Genomic DNA, 23,712 nt, shown 5'->3' with positions numbered 1-23,712 from the left:
AGCACCCACACGAATTGCTTGATTCAGTTGTTAAAGAGCGGTTGGTTAAGATCTTTCGTCTCAACCGAGGCGCGCATTCTACAGCAGCCTCATTTGCTGTCAAGTGATTATTTTCAGAAGCTTCGAGATTTTCCTCAACAACTTCAACCACTTGCGCTTTCGATCTCTCGTCAGCGGGAGGCGAATACTACAGTATTAAAATACCCGGTCAACCCCAAACTGGAAATTCTTTTTCAGAGCAAAGAACCCAGGCCGCCACTATGAAAGCCTCCAAGGACCCAACACCCCTCAGATTTCATAGAACGCCTTATATAAGATGCCTAACCAGCACATAAAGGCGGAAAGGAGAAACAGAACCTGCAGAATGCAAAAAGGCCCCATAAATGGGGCCTTCAAGTACAAATAATGGCGGAGAGATAGGGATTCGAACCCTAGGTACCGGTGAAGGTACAACGGATTTCGAATCCGTCCCATTCGGCCACTCTGGCATCTCTCCAACGGCGCGCATCATAACAGCCTGTTTCGTGGAAGCAAAGCGCCGAAGCAATTTTTTTCCGTGCTATCAGATGCTTGCGTCGATTACAGCGGTACGCCGAGGCGGTTGGCGACTTCTTCGTAGGCTTCGATAACGTCACCGAGGCCCTGGCGGAAGCGGTCTTTGTCCATCTTCTTACGGGTGTCCTTGTCCCACAGGCGGCAGCCGTCCGGGCTGAATTCGTCGCCCAGGACGATGGAGCCGTCGTGGAATACGCCGAATTCCAGCTTGAAGTCCACCAACAGCAGCCCGGCGTCGTCGAACAGCTTGCTCAGCACGTCGTTAACCTTGAGCGACAACTCCTTCATGCGCGCCAGTTGTTCAGCGGTGCCCCAGCCAAATGCCACCACGTGGGATTCGTTGATGAATGGATCGCCCTTGGCATCATCCTTGAGGAACAGCTCGAACGTGTAAGGGTTGAGCTTGAGGCCCTCTTCCACGCCCAGGCGCTTGACCAGGCTGCCGGCGGCGTAGTTACGCACGACGCACTCGACCGGGATCATGTCGAGTTTCTTCACCAGGCATTCGTTGTCGCCCAGCAGTTTATCGAATTGGGTCGGGATGCCGGCCGCTTCGAGTTTCTGCATGATGAAGGCGTTGAACTTGTTGTTCACCATACCCTTGCGGTCGAGCTGTTCGATGCGCTTGCCGTCGAACGCCGAGGTGTCGTTGCGAAACAGCAGGATCAAGCGGTTGGCGTCGTCGGTCTTGTAAACCGACTTGGCTTTGCCGCGGTAGAGTTCTTCACGTTTTTCCATGATGGGCTCCGCTTGGTAAGTAGATGGGCTAGGCGATATGTCGCCAGTCGAGCCCTGAATCTTGATCGGCCAGTTGCAGCCAGTCCGGGTCGCACCCGAGGGTGTCGACAAAACATTGCCGGGCAAGCTGCGGCAGGTTGTTCTTGCTGCTCAGGTGGGCCAGGACCAGATGTTGCAGGTCTTGCCAGCCCAACTCATACACCAGGTACGCCGCCTGGTGGTTGTTCAAATGTCCCAGTTCGCCGCCAACCCGTTGCTTGAGAAAGTACGGATAGTGACCGCGCGCCAGCAGGTCTCGGCAATGATTGGACTCGATCATCAATGCATCGAGATCCCGATAGCCTTCAAGCACCTTGGCACAATAGGAACCCAGGTCGGTAAGCAGGCCGAAGCGACGCTCGCCATCACTGAATACATATTGCGTGGGCTCGTGGGCATCATGCGCCACGGCAATCACAGAAATGCTCAAGGCACCGATCTGCAGTTGCTCGCCACCGGCCAGGAAACCTGCGGGTTCAATGGGTTTGCGCATCCCGCGCAAGGTGCCGCGACTCAGGTACACCGGAAGATTGTAGCGCCGAGACAGCAAACCCACGCCATGCACGTGGTCGGCATGTTCGTGGGTCACTAGGATCGCACTCAACTGCGCCGGGTGAACCCCCAGGCGCAGCAGGCGTCGCTCGGTTTCCCGCAGGGAGAAACCACAATCCACCAGGACGTACGTGTCGTCGTGGGCTACAAGCGTGCCGTTCCCTTGGCTACCGCTGCCGAGAACAGCAAAACGCATCGGATCAGCCCAGGTTGTCCTGAATCACGCCCAACACTTTGCGCGCCGTTTCTGCAGGCGCTACGGTGTTGATGTTCTTCTCGACGGTGACTTGCACGTTGTCGCCAACCTTGCTCAGGCGAACCTGATAACGCTCGGCGCGAGTCTCGATCTCTTCCTTGGTCGGCTCGCTGCCGAACAACTTGCTGAAGAAACCACGCTCTTCGTCTTTCTTCTCGGCCTTTTCAGCCACGTTGATGTAGTACAGGCCCAGGCTGCGGTTGATGTCTTCAACGCGCCATGGACCTTGCTCCAGGGCACGGCCGACGCTGGCCCAGGCTCGATCCAGGTCTTCACCCAGGTTGAGCACGACGTTGCCGCTACCGTCTTCGGTGAGGCTGACACGGTTAGGGGTGTCGTAATCACGGGCAGCGAGCAGGGATACGGAACCGCCCTTCTCGGAAATACGGCTCATGCTGGCAAGCATCTCGTCGACCAGCGCAGCATCGACACCGCTGTTGACCGAGCGATTGGTGAATTCGACGTTGGCGGTACTGCCGGCAGGACGCTCGGCACTGACCACATAGACTTCACTGGTGTTGCGCTGTACGCCTGGCTCGATGCGTACGCGGATGCGGCTTTCGCCATCAGCGGCGACGCCACCGGCCTGCAGGCGCTTGGCCATGTTGGCCGACAGTTCGTTCGACTGCTGCCATGCAGTGGTGAACTCACCGGTCTGCGGGCGTTGCTCGTCGATACGGAAACCGTTGTCCTGGAAGAACTGCACAGCAACCGGCCAGACTTCGGCAGGTGGGCGCTGGGCCATGATCCAACGCGAGTCGCCGCTTTTCTGCAGGCTGTAGTCACTGGCATCGGCCAGGGCCGAAATCGGCTGTGGACGCGGTACTTCGTACTCGCCCTTGACGGTGTCGTCGGCCACATTGCGCGGAATCGGCAGCAACGGGTCAAGGCGCTTGGCGACGTTGACGTCCGGCGGCAATTGCATCGGTGCGGTTTGTTGTGCTTCCAGGTAATCGCTACCGCGGTCACGGAAGTAGCCTTCCGGGCCCCAGATCCAACCGCAGCCACTAGTGCTGGAGATAATCAAGGCAAGTGCGGAAAGTCCGGCCAATCGCTTCATGCGTAGTGCTTCCTCAATTAAACCAGGACGCCGGACTGGCGCAGGGCCTGTCGCAGCGGTTCGTGACAGGCTGGGCTGAGTTGGGTGAGCGGCAGACGGATACCGTCCGGCATCAGGCCCATCTCGTGCAGCGCCCATTTCACGGGAATAGGGTTGGATTCGATAAACAGGGTTTTGTTGAGCGGCATCAGCTTTTCGTGAATCGCGCGGGCCTTGACGGCATCACCGGCGATTGCAGCGGCACACAGTTCGCTCATGGCTCGCGGGGCCACGTTGGCGGTCACCGAGATATTGCCCTTGCCACCCAGCAGGATCAGCTCCACAGCCGTGGCGTCGTCGCCGGAGTACAGCAGGAAGTCGCTGCTCACGCCGGCCAGGATGTCCTTGGCGCGCTGCAGGTCGCCCGTGGCTTCCTTGATACCGATGATGTTCGGCACGGTCGACAGGCGGATCACGGTCGCGGCCTGCATGTCGCACGCCGTGCGACCTGGCACGTTGTAGAGGATCTGCGGGATGTCGACAGCTTCGGCGATGGCCTTGAAGTGCTGGTACAAGCCTTCCTGGGTCGGCTTGTTGTAGTACGGCGTCACCAGCAGGCAAGCATCGGCACCGGCTTTCTTGGCGTTCTTGGTCAGTTCGATCGCTTCGCGCGTCGAGTTGGCGCCCGTACCGGCAATCACCGCGATACGCCCTGCAACGCGCTTGACCACAAACTCGATCACCTCGATGTGTTCTTCCACATCAAGCGTGGCCGATTCACCCGTGGTGCCGACGGCCACAATGGCGTTGGTGCCTTCTTGCAGGTGAAAGTCCACCAGTTTGCCCAGGCTGTCCCAGTCGAGATTACCTTGTGCATCCATGGGTGTGACCAGTGCCACCATACTGCCCGCAATCATGCAACCGCTCCTGCCGGAAAAAGAGAGCCGTAATGGTACTGGCGCCAAGATGCTTGCACAAGCGAAGTACCCTCCGAGGACGCGTTCTGGATCAACTTAGTTGCCGGCAATGCCATCATTGGGCCAAAGCACGGCCAACTGCCACTGAATATGCAATGAAAACGCCACGTCCTAGCCCTTGGCGGCGCTTTTCGCTACCCTTGATCCTTTGATCGGTACCGCACGTTCGTATCGACCGCTCATCGCTTTAGGAATGCTGCATGTCCACCCCCACAGTCCGCGAACAATTCCTTGTTATCAGTGCCCTTGGCGCCAACCCCATGGAGCTGACTAACGTCCTGTGCCGCGCCAGCCATGAAAACCGCTGCGCCGTCGTGACCTCACGCCTGACTCGCCATGGCGAGTGCAGCGCGCTGGTCCTGCAGATTTCCGGCAGCTGGGACGCCCTGGCGCGCCTGGAAGCTGGCTTGCCGGCCCTGGCCAAGAAGCACGATTTCACCGTCAATGTGGTACGCAGTGCCGCCCTGGAGAACCGTCCCCAGGCGCTACCGTACGTGGCTTATGTCAGTTCGGCGTACCGTTCGGACATCGTTAATGAACTGTGCCAGTTCTTTATCGACCATAACGTCGAGCTGGAAAACCTGACCTGCGACACCTATCAGGCCCCCCAGACCGGCGGCACCATGCTCAACGCCACCTTTACCGTGACCTTGCCGGCCGGCGTGCAGATCAGTTGGTTGCGCGACCAGTTCCTGGATTTCGCCGATGCGCTGAACCTGGATGCACTGATCGAGCCCTGGCGCCCACAGAATCCAATGTAAGGAAGTTTTTCATGGCGGTAGTCATCGACACACCGGTCGCCGATTTCCAAGCCCCGGCGACCAGCGGGCAGACGTTCAGCCTTGCCGGCCTCAAGGGCAAGCAAGTGGTGATCTACTTTTACCCTAAAGACAGCACCCCGGGCTGCACCACCGAAGGCCAGGGGTTTCGCGATCACTACGCCGCGTTCCAGGCCGCCAACACCGAAGTGTTTGGCGTGTCCCGGGACAGCGTGAAGTCCCACGAGAACTTCAAGGCCAAGCAAGCTTTCCCCTTTGAGCTGATCAGCGACAAGGACGAGGCAGTTTGCCAGCTGTTTGATGTAATCAAGCTGAAGAAGTTGTACGGCAAGGAATACCTGGGCGTTGATCGCAGCACCTTCCTGATCGACAAGGAAGGCGTGCTGCGCCAGGAATGGCGTGGCGTAAAAGTGCCGGGGCATGTGGAGGCGGTATTGGCCGCGGCACAGGCACTGGACAAGGCTTGATGCGGCTGGTGGCAGTTAGATAGCTATCGCAGGCAAGCCAGCTCCCACATGGGTTCGGTGCTCGACCAGACAACTCGGTAAGTGCGGGAGCCGGGCTTGCCCGCGATGGGGCCATCAGGCCTTGCGCAACCAGTAACGATAGACGCCGTTATCGGCCTCCTCGTGCAACAGCGCATGCCCCGCCAGCTTGGCAAACGTGCGGAAGTCCCGCTGCGAACCCGCATCCGTGGCGATCACCTTGAGCACCGCACCGCTGGCCAGCCGATTGAGTTCCATCTTGGCCTTGAGCAGTGGCAACGGGCAGTTGAGGCCGCTGGCATCGAGCTCGGCGTCGTGGTTTACAGCAGCGGTCATGGTTTTGCTCCAGGCGGCGTCAGGGGGCGCTTAGAATATCTGGTCCCAAGCTCAGTGTCCGGCTACAGTAATGTCTTTGTCGAAAGGCTTTGTGCATGACTTTTTTGCGCCCTACCCTGCTGACGCTGGCTTGCCTGCTTGCCTCTCCAGGCTTCGCCGACGACCTGCCGTCACTTGGCGACGCCAGTTCTGCCATTGTCTCGCCACAACAGGAACACCAACTGGGCCGGGCGTGGCTGGCATTTCTGCGCGGCCAGGTCTCGGTCCTCAATGACCCGCAACTCAAGGATTACGTCGAGACCAGCGTCTACAAACTGGTGGAGACCAGCCAGGTCAATGACCGGCGCCTGGAGTTCATCCTGATCAACAGCCCGCAGCTCAACGCATTTGCTGCGCCGGGCGGGATTGTCGGGGTCAACGGCGGCCTGTTTCTCAATGCCCAGACCGAAGGCGAGTACGCCTCGGTGATGGCCCACGAATTGGCGCACTTGTCACAGCGCCACTTCGCCCGGGGCGTGGAAGCGCAGCAACGGATGCAGATCCCGATGATGGCCGCGCTGCTCGGCGGGATTATCGCTGCTGCCGCCGGCGCCGGGGATGCCGGGATTGCCGCGATTGCCGGCAGCCAGGCCGCCGCGATCCAGGAGCAGCGGCGCTTCTCCCGGCAGAATGAGCAAGAGGCCGACCGCATCGGCATCCTCAATATGGTCAAGGCCGGCTACGACCCGCGCTCGATGCCGACCATGTTCGAGCGCTTGATGCGCCAATACCGCTTCGATGCCAAGCCTCCAGAATTCCTGCTGACACACCCGGTCACCGAATCGCGGATCGCCGATACGCGCAACCGCGCCGAACAGGCCAAGACCGGCGGCACCGAAGACAGCCTGCGCTATCAACTGATTCGCGCCAGGGTCCAGCTGTATTACGAAGATACGCCCGGCTTGGCCGCCAAGCGCTTCCGCGCCCAGCTGGATGAGAACCCGAAGAGCGATGTGGCGCGTTATGGCCTGGCCATCGCCCAGATCAAGGGCACCCAGCTCAACGAGGCACGGGAAACCCTCAAGCCGCTGCTGGCCAAGGCGCCCAACGACATCACCTACAACCTGGCGCAGATCGAGTTGGATATCACCAACAATCGCATGCCCGACGCGCAGCAACGCACCGACCGCATGCTGGCCCAATACCCCAGCAACTACCCGCTGAACCAGGTGCGCGTGGACCTGCTGCTCAAGCAGAACCGCACCGCCGACGCGGAAAAAGCCCTGGAAGGCCTGCTCAAGTCGCGCTCCGACGATCCTGACGTGTGGTACCAGGTCGCCGAAACACGCGGCCTGTCCGGCAATATCATCGGCCTGCATCAAGCCCGCGCCGAGTACTTTGCGTTGGTCGGCGACTTCCAGCAGGCGATCCAGCAACTGGACTTTGCCAAGCGCCGGGCCGGCAGCAACTTCCCGCTGTCGTCACGTATTGATGCGCGCCAGCGAGAGCTGATCGAACAGGAACGCATCGTCAAAGGCATGATGAGCTAAATCCAGCGCCCACAAAAAAGCCCCGCTCTCGACTATCAAGAGCGGGGCTTTTTATTGACCGACGGCTAGCGAATTACTCGGCCAGCTTGAAGGTGATGAAGCTGGCACGCCCTTGACGCAGGACCCGCATCGACACCGAGCGATTCTTCGGCAGCGCCTTGGCGATGTCGGTGAATTCCTTGGTGGAGTTGATGGCCTGGTTGTTCAAGTGGGTGATCACGTCGCCTGGTTGCAGGCCGATCAGGGCGGCCGGGCCGTCCTGGACTTCCTTGATCACCACACCGCTCTTGAGGTCGAAGCTCTTCTTCTGCTCGTCGGTCAACTCGACGACGGCAATGCCCAGGCGGTTGCTGCTGCGCTCTGCACCCGATTTACCACCCAGCGCGCCAAGCTCCTGGCCTTCTTCAGGGATCGCGCCCACGGTCAGCTCGACGTTCTGGCGCTTGCCTTCGCGAATCACTTCCAGCTTGGCCTTACTGCCCGCCTTGAGTGCGCCGACCAGATGCGGCAGGTCGGCCGACATGACAATTGGCTGGCCGTTCATGCTCAGGATCACATCGCCAACCTGCAAGCCACCTTTAGCCGCCGGGCCGTCGTCCTGGATCTGCGCAACCAGGGCGCCGGCAGGCTTGTCCAGGCCAAAGGATTCGGCCAGGTCTTTGTTCACTTCCTGGATCACCACGCCCAACCAGCCACGGCTGACCTTGCCACCCGCTTTAAGTTGGTTGGAAACGTCCATGGCCACATCAATCGGGATGGCGAAGGAGACGCCCATGAAACCGCCGGAACGGGTGTAGATCTGCGAGTTGATCCCCACCACTTCGCCCGCCAGGTTGAACAGCGGACCACCGGAGTTACCCGGGTTGATCGGTACGTCGGTCTGGATGAACGGTACGTAGTTCTCGTTCGGCAGGCTGCGGCCGATGGCACTGACGATGCCTTGGGTCACGGTGTGGTCGAAGCCAAACGGCGAACCAATGGCTACCACCCACTGCCCGGCCTTCAGATCCTGGGACTTGCCCAGTTTCAGCACGGGCAGGTCCTTGCCTTCGATTTTCAGCAAGGCCACGTCGGAGCGTGGATCGGTGCCGACCAACTTGGCCTTCAGTTCACTACGATCAGCCAGGCGCACGAGGATCTCGTCCGCGTCGGCGATCACATGATTGTTGGTCAGGATGTAGCCGTCAGGCGAAATGATAAAACCCGAGCCCAGGGATTGGGCTTCGCGCTGGCCACCACCACCGCCACGGGGCGAACGGGGCTGGGGCATGCCACGCTCGAAGAACTCCCGCAGCATCGGCGGCAGGCCTTCGAGATCAGGCATCTGCTGGTTCGAGACTTTACGATCCGGCAGCTTCTGGGTGGTACTGATATTCACCACGGCAGGCGAGGCCTGCTCTACCAGTTGGGTGAAGTCAGGCAACTCCGCCGCTTGCGCGGCAACGGCCTGACCCAGCACCAGCACCGTGGCGACTATGGATAGGTAAGATTTCAAACGTGGTATCGACATACAGCTCCCGTTACGACGAGCAGGGTTGGGCGACAGGGTTCAATAAACGCCGAAGACTACTACTAGCGACGTCAATATTGCGTGAACAACGCAAGGCCAGAGCCGAGAAGCTCTGACCTATAAAAAACATAAGGAGATTTTGCAAGTGAAAATACTCTCCAGACATTTCATGTTCTGCGCAGCAAAGCAGGCATTTCCTGCATCACTGTGAACGATCTGGATGAGCATAGGATTAACGGCTCACGGCTTTTCGGGTGCCGGGCCACTGCGAACCGACAGGGCGATACGTTCGGCGGTGCCCAGGGGAATCTCACCGACCACCGTGGCCACGACCTCGCCCTCAGTGGTGGTCATGCGGCGAGAGACAGCAACCGTAGGCCCCAACTGCACCCGGCTTTCGGTCGCGGCTTCGCCACTGACGGGCTCGAGGAACAGCGAAAAGCGCGCCAGCCCGTCCTCATACATCAGGCTGGTGACCACCACCTGAGTCTGGGAATCCTTGCGCGCGGTGCTGCGGGCCAACTGGAAGCCGGGCGGCAGCCAGCTCGGATGCCAGGCCTGGGGCTCTATTACTTCATCGGCCTTGCTGCTGGCGACCGACAGTGGCTTGCAGTCCTGGCCGGGCTGCAAATCGCTTTCATCCGGGGTTTTGGTGCTCAGTTGAGTGAACTGGAAACGTTCCAGCAACTGGCCTTTGTCATTGATCAGCAATGACTTGAGCGGCAGCGCGGTTTCACGGTCCAGATGCAGCTCGAACCCGTAACGATATTGATCACGTGGCGCCAACGAGACGATCACCGCCTTGCGACCAGCCACACGCGATTTACCGATAACGGCAAGTTCGTAAAAAGAACTGAGTTTTTGTGGATCAAGGACTTGGGCCGGAGCGCCGGGCAGACTGCCCAGACCCGCCACCAGGCTGCCACTGACGCACTGGGTGCGCCCATCGACCCGGACAACTTCCTGGGCCGAGCCATCGAGCTGCAGCAGTCGTTCGCTAACCTGGCCATTCTGGACACGATGCCAGATGTCATGGGTAGAGAAACTACCGTTACGCTCGTAGATAAACGTGCCTTGGTAGCTTTGCTGCTGCTCTGCCCGCCCAAGACGCTTCAGCCAATCCTGGGCTTCATCGGCATGGGCAGGTACTGCAAACCAGCCACTGAGCAAAAGCGCAAGGAGCGGTATGGCGCGCATAAGGCTCCTTAGCGGTCTAGCGGTTTTCCAGGCTTGCAGCGCGAGCGTATGGCAGTGCGCTTTCGGTACCCTTTACAGCCGACTCTTGAGCGTGCTGGCGCAGGTAACCTGGCAGACGCTGGTCCTGCCAGCCGGATTGCCCTTGAAGCACGCCGTTGGCCATGGGGCCTGTCGCGTCAGAGCTTTCCTTGTAGCCGGCCAGGACAGCCGGGCCCTTGACTTGCGGACCAGCCATGACCGGCTGCTGGGTTTGCTGGGCCAGTTCGGCACCGGCGATTTCGTCCTGGTTGTACAGGCGTACACCGGCCAGTACGGCCACTGTCACCGAGGCAGCGACCGCCAGGCGACCGAGGCTACGCCAAGGACCGCGGGTGGCTTTTGCCGGAACGGCTTCATCGGCCAGCGCAGCAGAAACGGCCGCAGCAATATCCAGACGAGGGATTAGTAGATCCTTATGCATCACCGCCCGAGCGACTTGGTAACGAGACCAGGTATCACGGGTTTGGGCATCATCAAATGCATTGAGCACTCGACGAAGTTCCAGTTCATCCGCTTCGTTATCCATCACTGCGGACAGCGATTCCTGCAGGGCATCACGACTCATGGCGGTTCCTCTCTTGGCTGTCGCCGCTGTCTTTAGTTTTCCTGCAACAACGGTTGCAGGGCTTTATCGATGGCTTCCCGAGCCCGGAAAATCCGGGAGCGTACGGTCCCCACCGGACATTGCATGACGCTCGCAATGTCCTCGTAACTCAGACCATCGAATTCACGTAAAGTTAATGCCGTACGTAAATCTTCTGGCAGTTGCTGAATAGTGCGATGGACAGTGCCTTCGATCTCGTCGCGCAGCAATGCACGCTCCGGCGACTCGAGATCCTTGAGGCCGTGATCACCATCGTAGAATTCTGCATCTTCCGAACTCACATCACTATCAGGTGGGCGGCGTCCGCGAGACACCAGATAGTTCTTCGCCGTGTTGATGGCGATGCGATACAGCCACGTGTAAAACGCACTGTCACCGCGAAAATTACCGAGTGCACGGTAGGCCTTGATAAAGGCTTCCTGTGCAACGTCCTGCGCTTCATGGGTGTCGTGCACGAACCGCACGATCAACCCGAGAATTTTGTGCTGGTATTTCAGCACTAGCAGATCAAATGCGCGCTTGTCGCCGCGTTGAACGCGCTCGACCAGCTGCTGATCCTCTTCCTGGGTTAGCATGAACACTCCTCGTTGTACTTGAAGGAGGCTTGCATAACTAAACGATCAGGCTTGCAAACATAGACTAGGACTTTTCGCAAAAGTTCTCCCCCTTCAAGCAAGTTTCCGGTGGGCTCTGTTTTGGCACACACGAAAAACGCAGCGCGGGCATAGCCGGCTGCGTGAATAATCTTGTCGCCGGTTTTCTGACACTCCCATGTTCCAGGCCAATCAGTAAAACCAACGTTTTCCCAGCTTTCGGGCATCCTGTTATGGAGTCGGGCGTGATGCAAAAGTTCCCATCTCGACACCGGACCGCCTCATCAAAGCCGTGCAGTTCGTTCACCATAGTTTCACAATGCCACGAATGCCCGGCTATTGTGCCGATAGCCCCCTCTATATACTAGTGGGCCGTGTGACCCTTTGATTCGCCGATCCAGGCGTCCTGTTTGCGCCACCCCTCGGATCGCTTTTTGCGGAATCCCATAAATGAGCCAACAGTTTCAACACGATGTCCTGGTGATTGGTAGCGGTGCCGCCGGCTTGAGCCTTGCGCTGACCCTGCCGAGCCATCTGCGCATAGCCGTACTGAGCAAGGGCGACCTGGCCAACGGCTCGACGTTCTGGGCCCAGGGCGGGGTTGCCGCCGTGCTGGATGACACCGACACGGTGCAATCCCACGTTGAAGACACCCTCAACGCCGGCGGCGGCCTGTGCAATGAAGAAGCGGTACGTTTCACCGTCGAACACAGCCGCGAAGCCATCCAATGGCTGATCGACCAGGGGGTGCCATTTACCCGCGATGAACATGCCGGCAGTGATGACGGTGGTTTCGAGTTCCACTTGACCCGCGAAGGCGGCCACAGCCACCGGCGCATCATCCATGCCGCCGATGCCACCGGCGCTGCGATCTTCACGACCTTGCTCGCCCAGGCCCGGCAACGACCGAACATCGAACTGCTCGAACAACGGGTCGCCGTCGACCTGATCACCGAAAAACGCCTGGGCCTGGCAGGCGAGCGCTGCCTCGGGGCCTACGTGCTCAACCGCGCCAGCGGCGAAGTCGATACCTACGGCGCACGCTTTACCATCCTCGCTTCAGGGGGCGCCGCCAAAGTCTACCTCTACACCAGCAACCCCGATGGCGCCTGCGGGGATGGCATCGCCATGGCCTGGCGTTCGGGCTGCCGGGTGGCGAACCTGGAGTTCAACCAATTCCACCCCACCTGCCTGTATCACCCCCAGGCCAAGAGCTTCCTGATCACCGAGGCCCTGCGCGGTGAAGGTGCGCACTTGAAACTGCCGAACGGTGAACGTTTCATGCAACGCTTCGACCCGCGCGCCGAGCTGGCCCCCCGGGATATCGTGGCCCGCGCCATCGACCACGAAATGAAACGCCTGGGCATCGATTGCGTCTACCTGGACATCAGCCACAAGCCCGCCGACTTCATCAAGACCCACTTCCCGACGGTCTACGAGCGCTGCCTGGCCTTCAATATCGATATCACCAAAGGGCCGATCCCAGTGGTCCCGGCGGCGCATTACACCTGCGGCGGGGTGATGGTCGACCAACACGGGCGCACCGACGTGCCTGGCCTGTACGCCATCGGCGAGACCAGCTTCACCGGCCTGCACGGCGCCAACCGCATGGCCAGCAACTCACTGCTCGAATGCTTCGTCTACGCCCGTTCCGCCGCTGCCGACATCCTCGAGCAACTGCCGCGCATCCCGGTGCCGGCCGCCCTGCCCCGCTGGGATGCCAGCCAGGTCACCGACTCGGACGAAGACGTGATCATCGCCCACAACTGGGACGAACTGCGGCGCTTCATGTGGGACTACGTGGGGATTGTGCGCACCAACAAGCGCTTGGCGCGGGCGCAGCATCGGGTTCGATTGCTGCTCGATGAGATCGATGAGTTCTACAGCAACTACAAGGTCAGCCGTGACCTGATCGAGTTGCGCAACCTGGCCCAGGTCGCCGAGCTGATGATCCGCTCGGCCATGGCGCGCAAGGAAAGCCGCGGCCTGCATTACACCCTCGACTACCCGCAGATGCTGCCCGAAGCCCTCGACACTATCCTGGTGCCAACCACCTACGGCGGCTGAACTTCAAGCGCACGCGCAGGCGTCGATGCACATCGGCGGCCTGCGAACCGCGCGGCACACACACCGAGCGTACCCGCCACTCCCCCGGCAACCGGTAGCGCAGCACCACGATCAGCGGCAACGCCAGGCTGTCGGGGCGCAACTGCACAGCGTGCCAACCCCGCGCCGCGCTCCACAGTTGCCAGCCGTCGGCATTGCGCCGCAGGCCACGAACCGACGAATGGTGAGTCAAGCGAACCTGGCGCGGCAGCGCCCACGCGGCATGGGCCAGGCACACCAGCACACCGAGTGCAGCCATCGATAAAGGCACAGCCAGCAGGCACAGCGCACCGAGTGCAAGCACCTGGGCGAGGAGATACGCCGCCAGCAGAAGCCCGCAGGCCTGCCAGCGGCATTCGAAGGTATTACTTGGGCTGGACACGATCCAGGATCATCCGGACCATGCGCTGCAGCTCCGGATCTTCTGATTCGGCACGCTCCATGAACCAGCCGAACATATCCTGATCTTCGCAGGTCAGCAGCCTGACGTAGAGGTCGCGGTCCACCTTATCGAGGGTGGCGTACACCTCTTTGGTGAACGGCACCAGCAACACATCCAACTCCAGCATGCCGCGACGGCTGTGCCAGTACAGGCGATTGATTTCTACATCTTCGACCATGGAGCGCTCCTCAAATAGGGCGCAAGTATACAGGCCCACGCCCCTCGGAACAGTCGGCTTTGGTCGGGCTTATGAAACTACCCATTTGCCGGGCGCCCCTCTATGATGCACCCATGACTTTCCAACTGCGATGACCCATGGCTGACTCTGCTTTCTTCTGCCCCCTGTCCCACGAAGGCGTCCTGGCCGTTCGCGGCGCTGACGCGGCCAAGTTCCTCCAGGGGCAACTGACCTGCAACCTCAACTACCTCGACGACACCCACGCCAGCCTCGGCGCGCGCTGCACCCAAAAGGGGCGCATGCAGTCGAGCTTCCGCATCGTGCTGCAAGGTGACGGTGTGCTGCTGGCCATGGCCAGCGAACTGCTTGAACCACAGCTGGCGGACTTGAAGAAGTACGCGGTGTTTTCCAAGTCCAAGCTGACAGACGAAAGCGCCGCCTGGGTCCGCTTCGGCCTGGCCGACGCCGATCAGGCAATCGCCAGCCTGGGCCTGGACTTGCCAGCCGAGACCGACAGTGTGGCGCGCCATGCAGAACTGATCGCCATTCGCGTCTCCCCCGGCCGCGCCGAACTCTGGGCGCCCGCCGCGCAAGCCGACACCCTGCGCAGCCAACTGGGCGCAACACTCATCCAAGGCGACCTCAATAGCTGGCTGCTGGGGCAGATCCGCGCCGGCATCGGCCAGGTCATGGCCCAGACCCGCGAGCTGTTCATCCCGCAGATGCTCAACCTGCAAGCAGTCGGTGGCGTGAGCTTCAAAAAGGGCTGCTACACCGGCCAGGAGATCGTCGCCCGCATGCAATACCTGGGCAAGCTCAAGCGCCGTCTCTACCGCCTGAGCCTGAACGGCAGTGCATTGCCCGAGCCTGGTACGCCACTGTTCGCGCCCAGCCACAACAGTGCCATCGGCGAAGTGGTGATCGCTGCGCGGGCCGACGAAGGGATTGAACTTCTGGCGGTGCTGCAAGCCGAAGCAGCCGACAGTGGCGACGTGCATTTAGGTACGCTGGAAGGCCCGGGCCTCAAGTTGCTTGACCTGCCTTACCAACTGGACCGTGATCGCGAGATCCAGCGGTAATCGCCGGACCCTTTTGCAACACCCTAGAGAGCATGAATGAACAAACTGGCGGAAAAAGTCCAACAGGCGTTGGTGATGGCCATCGATAACGATGACCTGGTTCTGCCCACGTTACCGGAAGTGGCCCTGAAAATTCGTCAGGCCGCCGAAGACCCCGAAGTCAGCATCAGCCATTTGAGCAAAGTCATCGGCCGCGACACCGCCCTGACGGCGCGACTGATCAAGGTCGTCAACAGCCCATTGTTGCGGGCCTCCCAGGAGGTCACCGACCTGCATACCGCCATCACGCGCCTGGGCACCAACTACAGCAGCAACCTGGCGATTGGCCTGGTGATGGAACAGATATTCCACGCCCGCTCAGAAGCCGTGGAACAAAAAATGCGTGAAGTATGGCGCCGCAGCCTGGAAGTGGCCGGAGTCTGCTACGCCTTGTGCCGTAACCACAGCCAGCTCAAGCCGGACCAGGCCGCACTCGGCGGGCTGGTGCACCAGATCGGCGTGCTGCCGATCCTGACCTACGCCGAAGATCACTATGAACTGCTCTCCGACCCGGTCAGCCTCAACCATGTGATCGATAGCATCCACCCGCTGCTGGGGGACAAGCTCTTGCGCGGCTGGGACTTCCCGGAAATGCTGGTGAATGTGCCCGCCCACTACCAGGACCTTGAGCGCGACTCGGCCAGCCTGGATTATGTCGACCTGGTGCAAGTGGCCGTGCTGTATTGCCACAAGAACACCCATCACCCGTTGGCCAACACTGCGCTGTCGAACTTGCCGTCATTCAAGAAACTGCGCATCGACCCGCTCAACGCAGCGGTACGTACCGAGCTGGACGAAGCGCGCTCGATGTTCTACTGAGCCGGCTTGCCGGCGATAGCGGTGGGCCACTCTCAGCCGGCGATAAAACTCACCCGCACCTTGAGCCCTTTCAGCTCGCCATCATGCAGGCTGATCTGGGCCAGGTGCGCGCGGCAGATTTCACCGACAATCGCCAAGCCCAGCCCCGACCCCGCGCCCTGCTGGTTACGCCGATAGAAGCGCTCGAACACCCGGTCGCGCTCATCCAGCGGAATACCCGGGCCGTCGTCTTCCACTTCCAGTACCGCTGGCGCCGTCACCCGCAGGATCACATTGCCGCCTGACGGCGTGTGCGCCAGGGCGTTATCCACCAGGTTGCTCAACAGCTCGTTCAGCAAGGTCGGCTCGCCGCGCAGCCACACCGGCTCATCCGCCTCCAACGCCAGCGCCACACCCCGCGCATGGGCCAGGGGCGCCATGGCCATGCCCAACTCACGGGCCAGTTGACTGAGGTCGAGCAACTGCGCGCCACCTTCGGCAATTGCCCGTGCCCCGTTTTCGATGCGTGCCAGGGACAGCAGTTGATTAGCCAAGTGGGTCAAGCGATCCGTGCCTTGTGCCGCCGTTTCCAGGGTACTGCGCCAAACCGCCGGGTCCTCGGCGCGCAGGCCCAATTCCAGCCGGGCCTTGAGGGCGGCCAACGGAGTGCGCAACTCGTGGGAGGCGTCGGCAATAAACTGTGCCTGGCGCTCGAACTGCCCGCGCAGGCGCTCGGTAAAGTGGTTCAACGCCCGCACCAGCGGCCCGAGTTCGTGTTGCACTTCAACCAGCGGCAGCGGCCGCAGGTCATCCGGCTGACGCTCCTCCACCGCCGTGCGCAAACGCTCCAGCGGGCGTAGCGCCGCACTCACCGCAAACCACACCAGCAGCAAGGCGCCGATGGCCAGCATGCCCAGGCGCAACAGGGTGTCGGCCATCAGGCTGCGGGCCATGCTGACGCGGGCTTCGTCGGTTTCGGCCACGCGGATTTCTGCCATGCCGTTCATGTTCGGCTCCGACACTGCCTTGAGCAGGCTCACCACCCGTACATTCTGCCCCTGGTACTTGGCGTTATAGAACCGCGCCAAGGCCGGGTAATCGTCGGTGCGCGGCGTACCGGGCGGCGGGCCGGGCAGGTGTTCGTAGCCAGAAATCAGCTTCTGGTGAATATCATTGACCTGGTAGTAAATCCGCCCGGCACTGTCATAGGCGAATGTGTCCAGCGCCACGTAGGGCACATCGGCACTCAAGGTGCCGTCGCGCTGGGACAGGCCGGCGGCGATGGTGCGTGCCGAGGCCAGCAGGGTGCGGTCGTAGGCGGTGTCTGCAGCCTCGCGACCGTTCCAGTAGGCGCTCAGGCCGCTGGCCAGCATCAGCACCACCAACAGCAGTGCCAGGTTCCACAGCAGGCGCCAACGCAGGCTGCTGTGCTTACGCATCGCGCGCTTCCAGCAGGTAGCCAAGGCCGCGGAAGGTGACGATGGCGACCGGCTGGCCATCGAGCTTCTTGCGCAAGCGGTGCACATAGATTTCGATCGCGTCGGGGCTCGCTTCCTCGTCCAGGCCGAACACCTGGGATGCCAGTTGCTCCTTGCTCATGACCCGACCAGGGCGGGCGATCAACGCTTCGAGCACGGCCTGCTCGCGGGAGGTCAACGTCAGCAGCTCACCGGCGAGGGTGAAGCGCCGGGTTTCCACGTCATACACCAGCACACCACAGGTCTGCTGCCGCTCGCCGCCCAGCACGCTGCGGCGCAACAGCGCCTTGACCCTGGCTTCCAGTTCGGTCAATTCGAAGGGCTTGGCCAGGTAGTCGTCGGCGCCCAGGTTAAGGCCATGCACCCGATCCTTTACATCGCTGCGGGCGGTGAGCATCAACACCGGCAGATTTTTCCCACGAGCCCGCAGGCGCGCCAGTACCTCGAAACCATCCATGCGCGGCAGGCCCACATCGAGAATCGCCACAGCGTATTCCTCGCTGCTCAAGGCCAGGTCCGCCGCCACGCCATCGTGCAACACGTCCACCGTCAACCCCGTGCTCTTGAGCGCCTGGGCCACACTTTCGGCCAGTTGCAGATGGTCTTCGACGAGCAGGACACGCATGGATTCATACCTCGTTAAGGGGTGGCCGATGCCGCCCTCTGTTTACCAACTCGCGGCGCAGTTTACAGCCGCGGCCTCTGCTGTGAAGCCCGAAAACATTGAAAGGACGCTGAAAGGTTAGTGAAAGGTTCGCCCATTAGCATCCAGAAACGGACGGTTACACCTTCCGAGCTATTTCACCCATAGCGCCCGAAAAACGCCTCGAAGCGTTTTCGCCCCATAAGAACAATAACGGAGTGCATCACGATGCTGTCGACACAGCCCCAGGCTTGCCCGCCTGTTCGTTTTTCCCGCCTGACCCAGACCGCCCTCGCCAGTGCCGCTGCCCTTGCCGGCTTTTCGCCGCTTAGCCAGGCTGCCTTCTTCGAAGACAGTAGCGCGACCCTGGAAACCCGCAACATGTACTTCAACCGCGACTTTCGCGACGGTACCAGCGCGCAACAATCCAAGCGCGACGAATGGGCCCAGGGCTTCATGCTCAACCTGCAATCGGGCTACACCGACGGCACCGTCGGTTTTGGCGTGGATGCGCTGGGCATGCTCGGGGTCAAGCTCGACTCCAGCCCAGACCGCACCGGCACTGGCCTGCTGCCCACCCACGATGATGGCCGCGCCGCTGACGAGTACTCGAAGCTGGGGTTGACCGGTAAAGTGAAAATCTCCGCCACCGAGCTGAAAATCGGCTCGCTGATCCCCGAGCTGCCAATCCTCAAGCCCAACGACGGGCGCATCCTGCCGCAGACCTTCAACGGCGGCCTGCTGACCTCCAAGGAGTTCAAGAACCTGACCTTCACCGGCGGGCGCCTGGACAAAGCCAAGGACCGCGATGACACCAACTACGAGGACATCGCCCTCAACAACAAAAACAGCCGCTTCGTCGGCGGGGCCACCGGCAAGCACTTCAACTTCGGCGGCGTGGACTACAAGTTTGCCGAGAAGGCCACCGCCAGCTACCACTTCGCCCAACTGGACGACGTGTACCGCCAGCACTTCCTCGGCCTGGTCGCCGCCACCCCGATGGGTCCCGGCACCTTCGGCACCGATCTGCGCCTGGCCATCAGTGACGACACCGGCAGCGCACGCGGCGGCAGCATTGACAACAAATCCCTCAACGGCATTTTCAGCTACGCCCTCAACGGCCATAAACTGAGCGCCGGCTACCAGCACATGTCCGGCGACAGTGCATTCCCGTATGTGGATGGCAGCGACCCGTACCTGGTCAACTTTGTCCAGATCAACGACTTTGCCGGCGCCGAGGAACGCTCCTGGCAGGCGCGCTATGACTATGACTTCGCCAAGCTGGGGATCCCCGGCCTGAGCTTCATGAGCCGCTACCTGTCCGGCGACAACATCCAACTCAAGAACGGCGACACCGGCAAAGAGTGGGAACGCAACACCGAGATCAAATACGTAGTGCAAAGCGGCACGCTCAAGGATGTGGCCGTGCGCCTGCGTAATGCCACCTACCGCTCCAACTACTCGGCCCGGGACGCAGACGAAGTGCGCGTGCTGGTCAGTTACAGCGTCGCCCTGTGGTAACCCTGAAAGTCATACCCCAATAACAACAATGACGGAGTTCCCCATGTCCTCATCCCTGCGTAAATTTGCCCTGGCCGCCGGCTGCATGCTGTTTGCCGGCCAACTACTGGCCGCCGAAGAACCCAAGCGCCCGGAATGCATCGCACCGGCCTCCCCCGGCGGTGGTTTTGACCTGACCTGCAAACTGGTGCAAAGCGCACTGGTCAACGAAAAACTGCTGAGCAAGCCGATGCGCGTGACCTACATGCCCGGCGGCGTGGGCGCGGTGGCCTACAACGCCGTGGTGGCCCAGCGCCCTGCCGATGCCGGCACGCTGGTGGCGTGGTCCAGCGGTTCGCTGCTGAACCTGGCACAGGGCAAGTTCGGGCGGTTTGATGAAAGCGCGGTGAAATGGCTGGCGGCGGTTGGCACCAGCTATGGCGCGATTGCGGTGAAAGCCGATTCTCCCTACAAGAGCCTGGATGACCTGGTACAGGCCCTGAAGAAAGATCCGAGCAAAGTGGTGATTGGTTCCGGCGGCACCGTGGGCAGCCAGGACTGGATGCAAACCGCGCTGATCGCCAAGGCTGCCGGAATCAACCCCCGTGACCTGCGTTATGTGGCCCTCGAAGGCGGCGGTGAAATCGCCACGGCCCTGCTCGGTGGACATATTCAGGTGGGCAGTACCGACATCTCCGACTCCATGCCACACATCCTCAGCGGCGACATGCGCCTGCTGGCGGTGTTCTCCGAAGAGCGCCTGGACGAGCCGGAAATGAAGAATATTCCGACCGCCAAAGAGCAAGGCTACGACATCGTCTGGCCGGTGGTGCGTGGCTTCTACCTCGGGCCAAAAGTCAGCGATGCCGACTACGCCTGGTGGAAAGAGGCGTTCGACAAACTGCTGGCCTCCGAAGAGTTCGCCAAGCTGCGTGACCAGCGCGAGTTGTTCCCGTTCGCCCTGACCGGCCCGGAGCTGGACACCTACGTGAAGAAACAAGTGGCTGACTACAAAGTGCTGGCCAAAGAGTTCGGCCTGATCCAGTAATCGCCCCTCTGTGGGAGCGGGCTTGCTCGCGAAAAACCGCAACGATGACGCGTGCTGCCTGGATACACGCGATGTCCTTGCGTTCTTCGTGAGCCAGCTTGCGCCTACAAGAGTCGCAAAGGAGTTTCCTATGCTCTTACAACGCATTTTCGCCGCGGTGTTGCTGCTGGCCTGCGCCTGCCTGGCACTGATGGCCTGGCCGTACCAAGCGTCATTTTCCTACGAGCCGGTGGGACCTCGGGCCTACCCACTGTTGATGCTCGGGCTGATGAGCCTGGCATTGATCTACATGCTGATTCGCCCGCAGCCGACCAAGCATACCGAAGAAGAACCCGCGCTGGACCGCCAGACCCTGGTCAAGATCGGCATCTGCGTGGCACTGCTGATCGTGTTCGCCGGCACCTTCGAACCCTTGGGTTTCATTCTCAGCAGCATGCTGATCGGCATCCCCATGGCGCGCCTGTATGGCGGCCGCTGGATGCCCAGCGTGGTGATCGTCAGCCTGATGGCCATCGGCCTTTATCTGCTCTTCGATAAAGCCATGGATGTTCCGCTGCCCCTCGGCCTGCTCGACGTTCTGGAGAACTGATATGGATACTTTTGGCTATTTGGGCCAGGGTTTCGGCGTCGCGCTGAGCCCCTACAACCTGGTGACCGCACTGTGCGGCACCCTGATCGGCACCGTGGTCGGCCTGTTGCCGGGCCTGGGCCCGATCAACGGCGTGGCGTTGTTGATCCCCATCGCCTTCGCCCTGGGCCTGCCGCCGGAATCGGCGCTGATCCTGCTGGCAGCCGTGTACCTGGGCTGTGAATATGGCGGGCGTATCAGCTCGATCCTGCTGAACATCCCCGGCGAAGCCTCCACCGTAATGACCACCCTCGACGGCTACCCAATGGCCCGCAAAGGCCTGGCCGGCGTGGCGCTGTCGTTGTCGGCATGGAGTTCGTTTATCGGCGCGTTTATCGCCACCTGCGGCATGGTGCTGTTTGCCCCGCTGCTGGCCAAATGGGCGATTGCCTTCGGCCCGGCGGAATATTTCGTCCTGATGGTATTTGCCATTGTCTGCCTGGGCGGCATGGCCGGTGACAAACCGCTGAAGACGTTTGTGGCCGCGCTGATCGGCTTGTTTCTCTCGGCAGTCGGTATCGACGCCAACAGCGGCGTGTACCGTTTTACCGGGGACAACATTCACCTGACCGACGGCATCCAGTTTGTAGTGCTGGTACTGGGCCTGTTCTCCATCAGCGAGATCCTGTTGCTGCTGGAAAAAACCCACCGCGGCCAGGAAGCGGTCAAGGCCACCGGGCGGATGATGTTTAACCTGAAGGAAGCGTCTTCGGTATTCGTCGTCAATATCCGTTGCGGCCTGCTGGGTTTCATCATGGGCGTACTGCCCGGTGCGGGCGCCACCTTGGCGTCAGCTGTGGCCTACATGACCGAGAAACGCCTGGCCGGTGCCAGCGGTAAATTCGGCCAGGGCGACATGCGCGGCCTGGCTGCGCCGGAAACCGCCATCGGCGCTTCCGCCTGCGGTGCCCTGGTCCCCATGCTGACCCTCGGCGTACCCGGTTCGGGCACCACCGCCGTGATGATCGGCGCGCTGTCGCTGTACAACATCACGCCGGGCCCGCTGTTGTTCCAACAGCAACCGGATATCGTCTGGGGCCTGATCGCCTCGTTGTTTATCGCCAACATCATGCTGGTGATCCTCAACATCCCGATGATCCGCATCTTCACCCGCATCCTTGCCGTGCCGAACTGGGCGCTGGTGCCGGTGATCGCCATCATCACCGCGATTGGTGTGTACGCGGTCCACGCCACCACCTTCGACCTGTTCCTGATGGTGGGCATCGGTATCTTCGGCTACATCCTGCGCAAGCTGGACTTCCCGCTGTCGCCGGTGTTGCTGGGCTTTATCCTCGGCGGCCTGATGGAGCAGAACCTGCGCCGGGCGCTGTCGATCTCCAACGGTGACCTGCAGATCCTCTGGTCGAGCCCGATCACCTTTGGTGTCTGGGTGCTGACGGCATTGATGCTGGCCTTCCCGCTGATCCGCATCTACCGCAAACGGGCCCTGCAGCGTCGCGCCGTGGCCGATGTCTGAAGTCACCTTTAAACAATGGTGGGGAACACCGCTGGTCGGCCTGGCCGGCGGTTACCTGGCCAGCCTGATCGGCTGGCCTTTGCCGTATATGGTCGGCTCGCTGCTGGCGATCATCCTGGTGCGTTGCCTCACACCCTGGCAGTTGGCCGAAATTCCCGGCGGGCGCAAATGCGGCCAATGGGTGGTGGGCATCGGCATCGGCCTGCACTTCACCCCGGTGGTGATCGAGCAGGTGATGAGCCACTTTGGCCTGATCTTCTTCGGCGCGCTGGTCACCAGCCTGTCGAGCATTGTCGGCGTGTGGTTGATGCGCCGCAGCGGTGAGGATCGCGCCACGGCGTTTTTCTCAAGCATGCCGGGCGGGTCCGGGGAGATGGTCAACCTCGGCGCGCGCAATGGCGCGGTGCTCAGTCGCGTGGCGGCTGGCCAGAGTCTGCGGGTGTTGCTGGTGGTGCTGTGCGTGCCGGCGATCTTCAAGTATTTGCTGGGCGGCGGTGCGCCACAGTTTCACCCGGCTCCCGTGGATTGGGCCTGGCTGGCCCTGCTGTTTCCGATCGGCGCCCTGTTGGCCTGGGGCTGGCAGCGCCTGCGCCAACCCAACCCCTGGTTGTTCGGGCCGTTGCTGGTCAGCGCCATCGCCAGCATCACCTGGGATTTGCACATCGGCCTGCCCGATGGTGGCAGCCAGATCGGCCAATGGTTGATCGGCAGCGGCCTGGGCTGCCACTTCAACCGGCAGTTCTTCCGCCGGGCACCGTCGTTCATGGGCCGTACGGTGATCGGCACGCTGCTGACCATGTTGATCGCCACCCTGGCGGCGGTGGGCCTGAGTGCATTGACGCAGTTGGATTTGCGTTCGCTGACCCTGGGGATGATGCCAGGAGGGATTGCGGAGATGAGTCTGACGGCGGAAACCTTGCAACTGTCGGTGCCGTTGGTGACGGCGATGCAGGTGATGCGGCTGTTGTTTGTGTTGTTCCTCGCGGAGCCGTTATTCCGCCATTGGAACCGCCAGCCGGGCCCCCTCTAAAACCTGGCACAACCCTAAAGCGGGAGCGGGTTTGCTCG

24 protein-coding genes, 1 tRNA gene and 1 pseudogene are annotated in these 23,712 nt (G+C 61.1%); 12 read left to right on the top strand and 14 right to left on the bottom strand.

Features of this window, described 5'->3' with window-relative positions:
- A pseudogene (locus HBO19_RS28360) lies at positions 1–264 on the top strand (hypothetical protein); the annotation flags it as partial.
- Between the two features lie 142 nt (positions 265–406).
- Here HBO19_RS28360 and HBO19_RS23195 read toward each other — a convergent pair.
- From HBO19_RS23195 to dapA, 5 genes are all read right to left on the bottom strand, one after another.
- A tRNA-Ser gene (locus HBO19_RS23195) sits at positions 407–496 on the bottom strand.
- Between the two features lie 83 nt (positions 497–579).
- Positions 580–1,293: a phosphoribosylaminoimidazolesuccinocarboxamide synthase gene (gene purC / locus HBO19_RS23190; RefSeq protein ID WP_003211975.1), complete on the bottom strand. Its 714-nt coding sequence runs from the start codon at positions 1,291–1,293 to the stop codon at positions 580–582.
- A gap of 28 nt (positions 1,294–1,321) precedes the next feature.
- Positions 1,322–2,080: an MBL fold metallo-hydrolase gene (locus tag HBO19_RS23185; RefSeq protein ID WP_170042868.1), complete on the bottom strand. Its 759-nt coding sequence runs from the start codon at positions 2,078–2,080 to the stop codon at positions 1,322–1,324.
- 4 nt (positions 2,081–2,084) lie between these two features.
- Complete coding sequence (gene bamC / locus HBO19_RS23180) at positions 2,085–3,200, bottom strand: outer membrane protein assembly factor BamC (protein ID WP_169956702.1); 1,116 nt, start codon at positions 3,198–3,200, stop codon at positions 2,085–2,087.
- Positions 3,201–3,217: 17 nt separating this feature from the next.
- Positions 3,218–4,096, bottom strand: a complete 879-nt coding sequence (dapA, locus tag HBO19_RS23175; RefSeq protein ID WP_169956704.1) for a 4-hydroxy-tetrahydrodipicolinate synthase — start codon at positions 4,094–4,096, stop codon at positions 3,218–3,220.
- A 260-nt stretch (positions 4,097–4,356) separates the two neighbouring features.
- On the opposite strand from dapA, the gene HBO19_RS23170 reads away from it, so the two are divergent.
- Both HBO19_RS23170 and HBO19_RS23165 read left to right on the top strand, forming a co-directional pair.
- Positions 4,357–4,917 carry a glycine cleavage system protein R gene (locus tag HBO19_RS23170; protein WP_169956706.1) on the top strand — a complete coding sequence of 187 codons (561 nt, stop codon included), beginning with the start codon at positions 4,357–4,359 and terminating at the stop codon, positions 4,915–4,917.
- 11 nt (positions 4,918–4,928) lie between these two features.
- The gene (locus tag HBO19_RS23165; protein WP_169956708.1) at positions 4,929–5,402 is read left to right on the top strand and encodes a peroxiredoxin; all 474 of its coding nucleotides are present in this window, start codon (positions 4,929–4,931) and stop codon (positions 5,400–5,402) included.
- A 114-nt stretch (positions 5,403–5,516) separates the two neighbouring features.
- Here HBO19_RS23165 and HBO19_RS23160 read toward each other — a convergent pair whose 3' ends face one another.
- Positions 5,517–5,756 carry a sulfurtransferase TusA family protein gene (locus tag HBO19_RS23160; RefSeq protein WP_169956710.1) on the bottom strand — a complete coding sequence of 80 codons (240 nt, stop codon included), beginning with the start codon at positions 5,754–5,756 and terminating at the stop codon, positions 5,517–5,519.
- A 95-nt stretch (positions 5,757–5,851) separates the two neighbouring features.
- On the opposite strand from HBO19_RS23160, the gene HBO19_RS23155 reads away from it, so the two are divergent.
- Complete coding sequence (locus HBO19_RS23155; protein WP_029299078.1) at positions 5,852–7,285, top strand: M48 family metalloprotease; 1,434 nt, start codon at positions 5,852–5,854, stop codon at positions 7,283–7,285.
- 73 nt (positions 7,286–7,358) lie between these two features.
- On the opposite strand, the gene HBO19_RS23150 is transcribed toward HBO19_RS23155, so the two are convergent.
- The 4 genes from HBO19_RS23150 to rpoE all read right to left on the bottom strand — a co-directional run bounded on the left by HBO19_RS23150 (position 7,359) and on the right by rpoE (position 11,210).
- Positions 7,359–8,795, bottom strand: coding sequence for a DegQ family serine endoprotease (locus HBO19_RS23150; RefSeq protein ID WP_169956714.1), 1,437 nt, complete (start codon positions 8,793–8,795; stop codon positions 7,359–7,361).
- A gap of 240 nt (positions 8,796–9,035) precedes the next feature.
- Positions 9,036–9,992: a MucB/RseB C-terminal domain-containing protein gene (locus tag HBO19_RS23145; protein WP_170058380.1), complete on the bottom strand. Its 957-nt coding sequence runs from the start codon at positions 9,990–9,992 to the stop codon at positions 9,036–9,038.
- Positions 9,993–10,008: 16 nt separating this feature from the next.
- The gene (locus HBO19_RS23140) at positions 10,009–10,596 is read right to left on the bottom strand and encodes an RseA family anti-sigma factor (RefSeq protein WP_169956719.1); all 588 of its coding nucleotides are present in this window, start codon (positions 10,594–10,596) and stop codon (positions 10,009–10,011) included.
- Between the two features lie 32 nt (positions 10,597–10,628).
- The gene (rpoE, locus tag HBO19_RS23135; RefSeq protein WP_003172477.1) at positions 10,629–11,210 is read right to left on the bottom strand and encodes an RNA polymerase sigma factor RpoE; all 582 of its coding nucleotides are present in this window, start codon (positions 11,208–11,210) and stop codon (positions 10,629–10,631) included.
- Between the two features lie 468 nt (positions 11,211–11,678).
- Between rpoE and nadB the strand changes: the two genes are divergently transcribed.
- Complete coding sequence (nadB, locus tag HBO19_RS23130) at positions 11,679–13,295, top strand: L-aspartate oxidase (RefSeq protein WP_170058379.1); 1,617 nt, start codon at positions 11,679–11,681, stop codon at positions 13,293–13,295.
- On the opposite strand, the gene HBO19_RS23125 is transcribed toward nadB, so the two are convergent.
- Together HBO19_RS23125 and HBO19_RS23120 are read right to left on the bottom strand one after the other, a co-directional pair.
- A complete protein-coding gene (locus tag HBO19_RS23125; RefSeq protein WP_169956723.1) occupies positions 13,264–13,716 on the bottom strand; it encodes a hypothetical protein in 453 nt (150 codons plus the stop codon). The two genes, nadB and HBO19_RS23125, sit on opposite strands and share 32 nt — an antisense overlap.
- On the bottom strand, positions 13,700–13,954 hold the full coding sequence (locus tag HBO19_RS23120) for a succinate dehydrogenase assembly factor 2 (RefSeq protein WP_017736358.1): 255 nt from the start codon (positions 13,952–13,954) through the stop codon (positions 13,700–13,702). The genes HBO19_RS23125 and HBO19_RS23120 overlap by 17 nt, the downstream gene beginning before the upstream one ends.
- Before the next feature lie 137 nt (positions 13,955–14,091).
- Between HBO19_RS23120 and HBO19_RS23115 the strand changes: the two genes are divergently transcribed.
- Positions 14,092–15,033 (top strand): folate-binding protein YgfZ, encoded by a 942-nt coding sequence (locus tag HBO19_RS23115; RefSeq protein ID WP_170058378.1) that lies wholly within the window; start codon positions 14,092–14,094, stop codon positions 15,031–15,033.
- Between the two features lie 36 nt (positions 15,034–15,069).
- A complete protein-coding gene (locus HBO19_RS23110) occupies positions 15,070–15,891 on the top strand; it encodes an HDOD domain-containing protein (RefSeq protein ID WP_169956727.1) in 822 nt (273 codons plus the stop codon).
- A gap of 32 nt (positions 15,892–15,923) precedes the next feature.
- On the opposite strand, the gene HBO19_RS23105 is transcribed toward HBO19_RS23110, so the two are convergent.
- Both HBO19_RS23105 and HBO19_RS23100 read right to left on the bottom strand, forming a co-directional pair.
- Entirely contained in the window at positions 15,924–17,309 is a 1,386-nt protein-coding gene (locus HBO19_RS23105) for a sensor histidine kinase (RefSeq protein ID WP_169956729.1), read from the bottom strand.
- Complete coding sequence (locus HBO19_RS23100; protein WP_169956731.1) at positions 17,302–17,973, bottom strand: response regulator; 672 nt, start codon at positions 17,971–17,973, stop codon at positions 17,302–17,304. The genes HBO19_RS23105 and HBO19_RS23100 overlap by 8 nt, the downstream gene beginning before the upstream one ends.
- Before the next feature lie 246 nt (positions 17,974–18,219).
- On the opposite strand from HBO19_RS23100, the gene HBO19_RS23095 reads away from it, so the two are divergent.
- The 5 genes from HBO19_RS23095 (at position 18,220) to HBO19_RS23075 (ending at position 23,674) form a co-directional block, all read left to right on the top strand.
- A complete protein-coding gene (locus HBO19_RS23095) occupies positions 18,220–19,512 on the top strand; it encodes an OprD family porin (RefSeq protein WP_170058377.1) in 1,293 nt (430 codons plus the stop codon).
- A gap of 43 nt (positions 19,513–19,555) precedes the next feature.
- Entirely contained in the window at positions 19,556–20,539 is a 984-nt protein-coding gene (locus HBO19_RS23090; protein WP_169956735.1) for a tripartite tricarboxylate transporter substrate binding protein, read from the top strand.
- A gap of 130 nt (positions 20,540–20,669) precedes the next feature.
- Complete coding sequence (locus HBO19_RS23085) at positions 20,670–21,128, top strand: tripartite tricarboxylate transporter TctB family protein (RefSeq protein WP_170042871.1); 459 nt, start codon at positions 20,670–20,672, stop codon at positions 21,126–21,128.
- Between the two features lies 1 nt (position 21,129).
- Positions 21,130–22,644 carry a tripartite tricarboxylate transporter permease gene (locus HBO19_RS23080; RefSeq protein WP_169956739.1) on the top strand — a complete coding sequence of 505 codons (1,515 nt, stop codon included), beginning with the start codon at positions 21,130–21,132 and terminating at the stop codon, positions 22,642–22,644.
- Positions 22,637–23,674: an AbrB family transcriptional regulator gene (locus tag HBO19_RS23075; RefSeq protein WP_170058376.1), complete on the top strand. Its 1,038-nt coding sequence runs from the start codon at positions 22,637–22,639 to the stop codon at positions 23,672–23,674. The genes HBO19_RS23080 and HBO19_RS23075 overlap by 8 nt, the downstream gene beginning before the upstream one ends.
- Positions 23,675–23,712: the final 38 nt, after the last annotated feature.

Source organism: Pseudomonas sp. WS 5021, from assembly GCF_012985535.1.
In the GTDB taxonomy this organism is placed as follows: domain Bacteria; phylum Pseudomonadota; class Gammaproteobacteria; order Pseudomonadales; family Pseudomonadaceae; genus Aquipseudomonas.
This window is presented reverse-complemented; position numbering and strand designations above follow the sequence as displayed.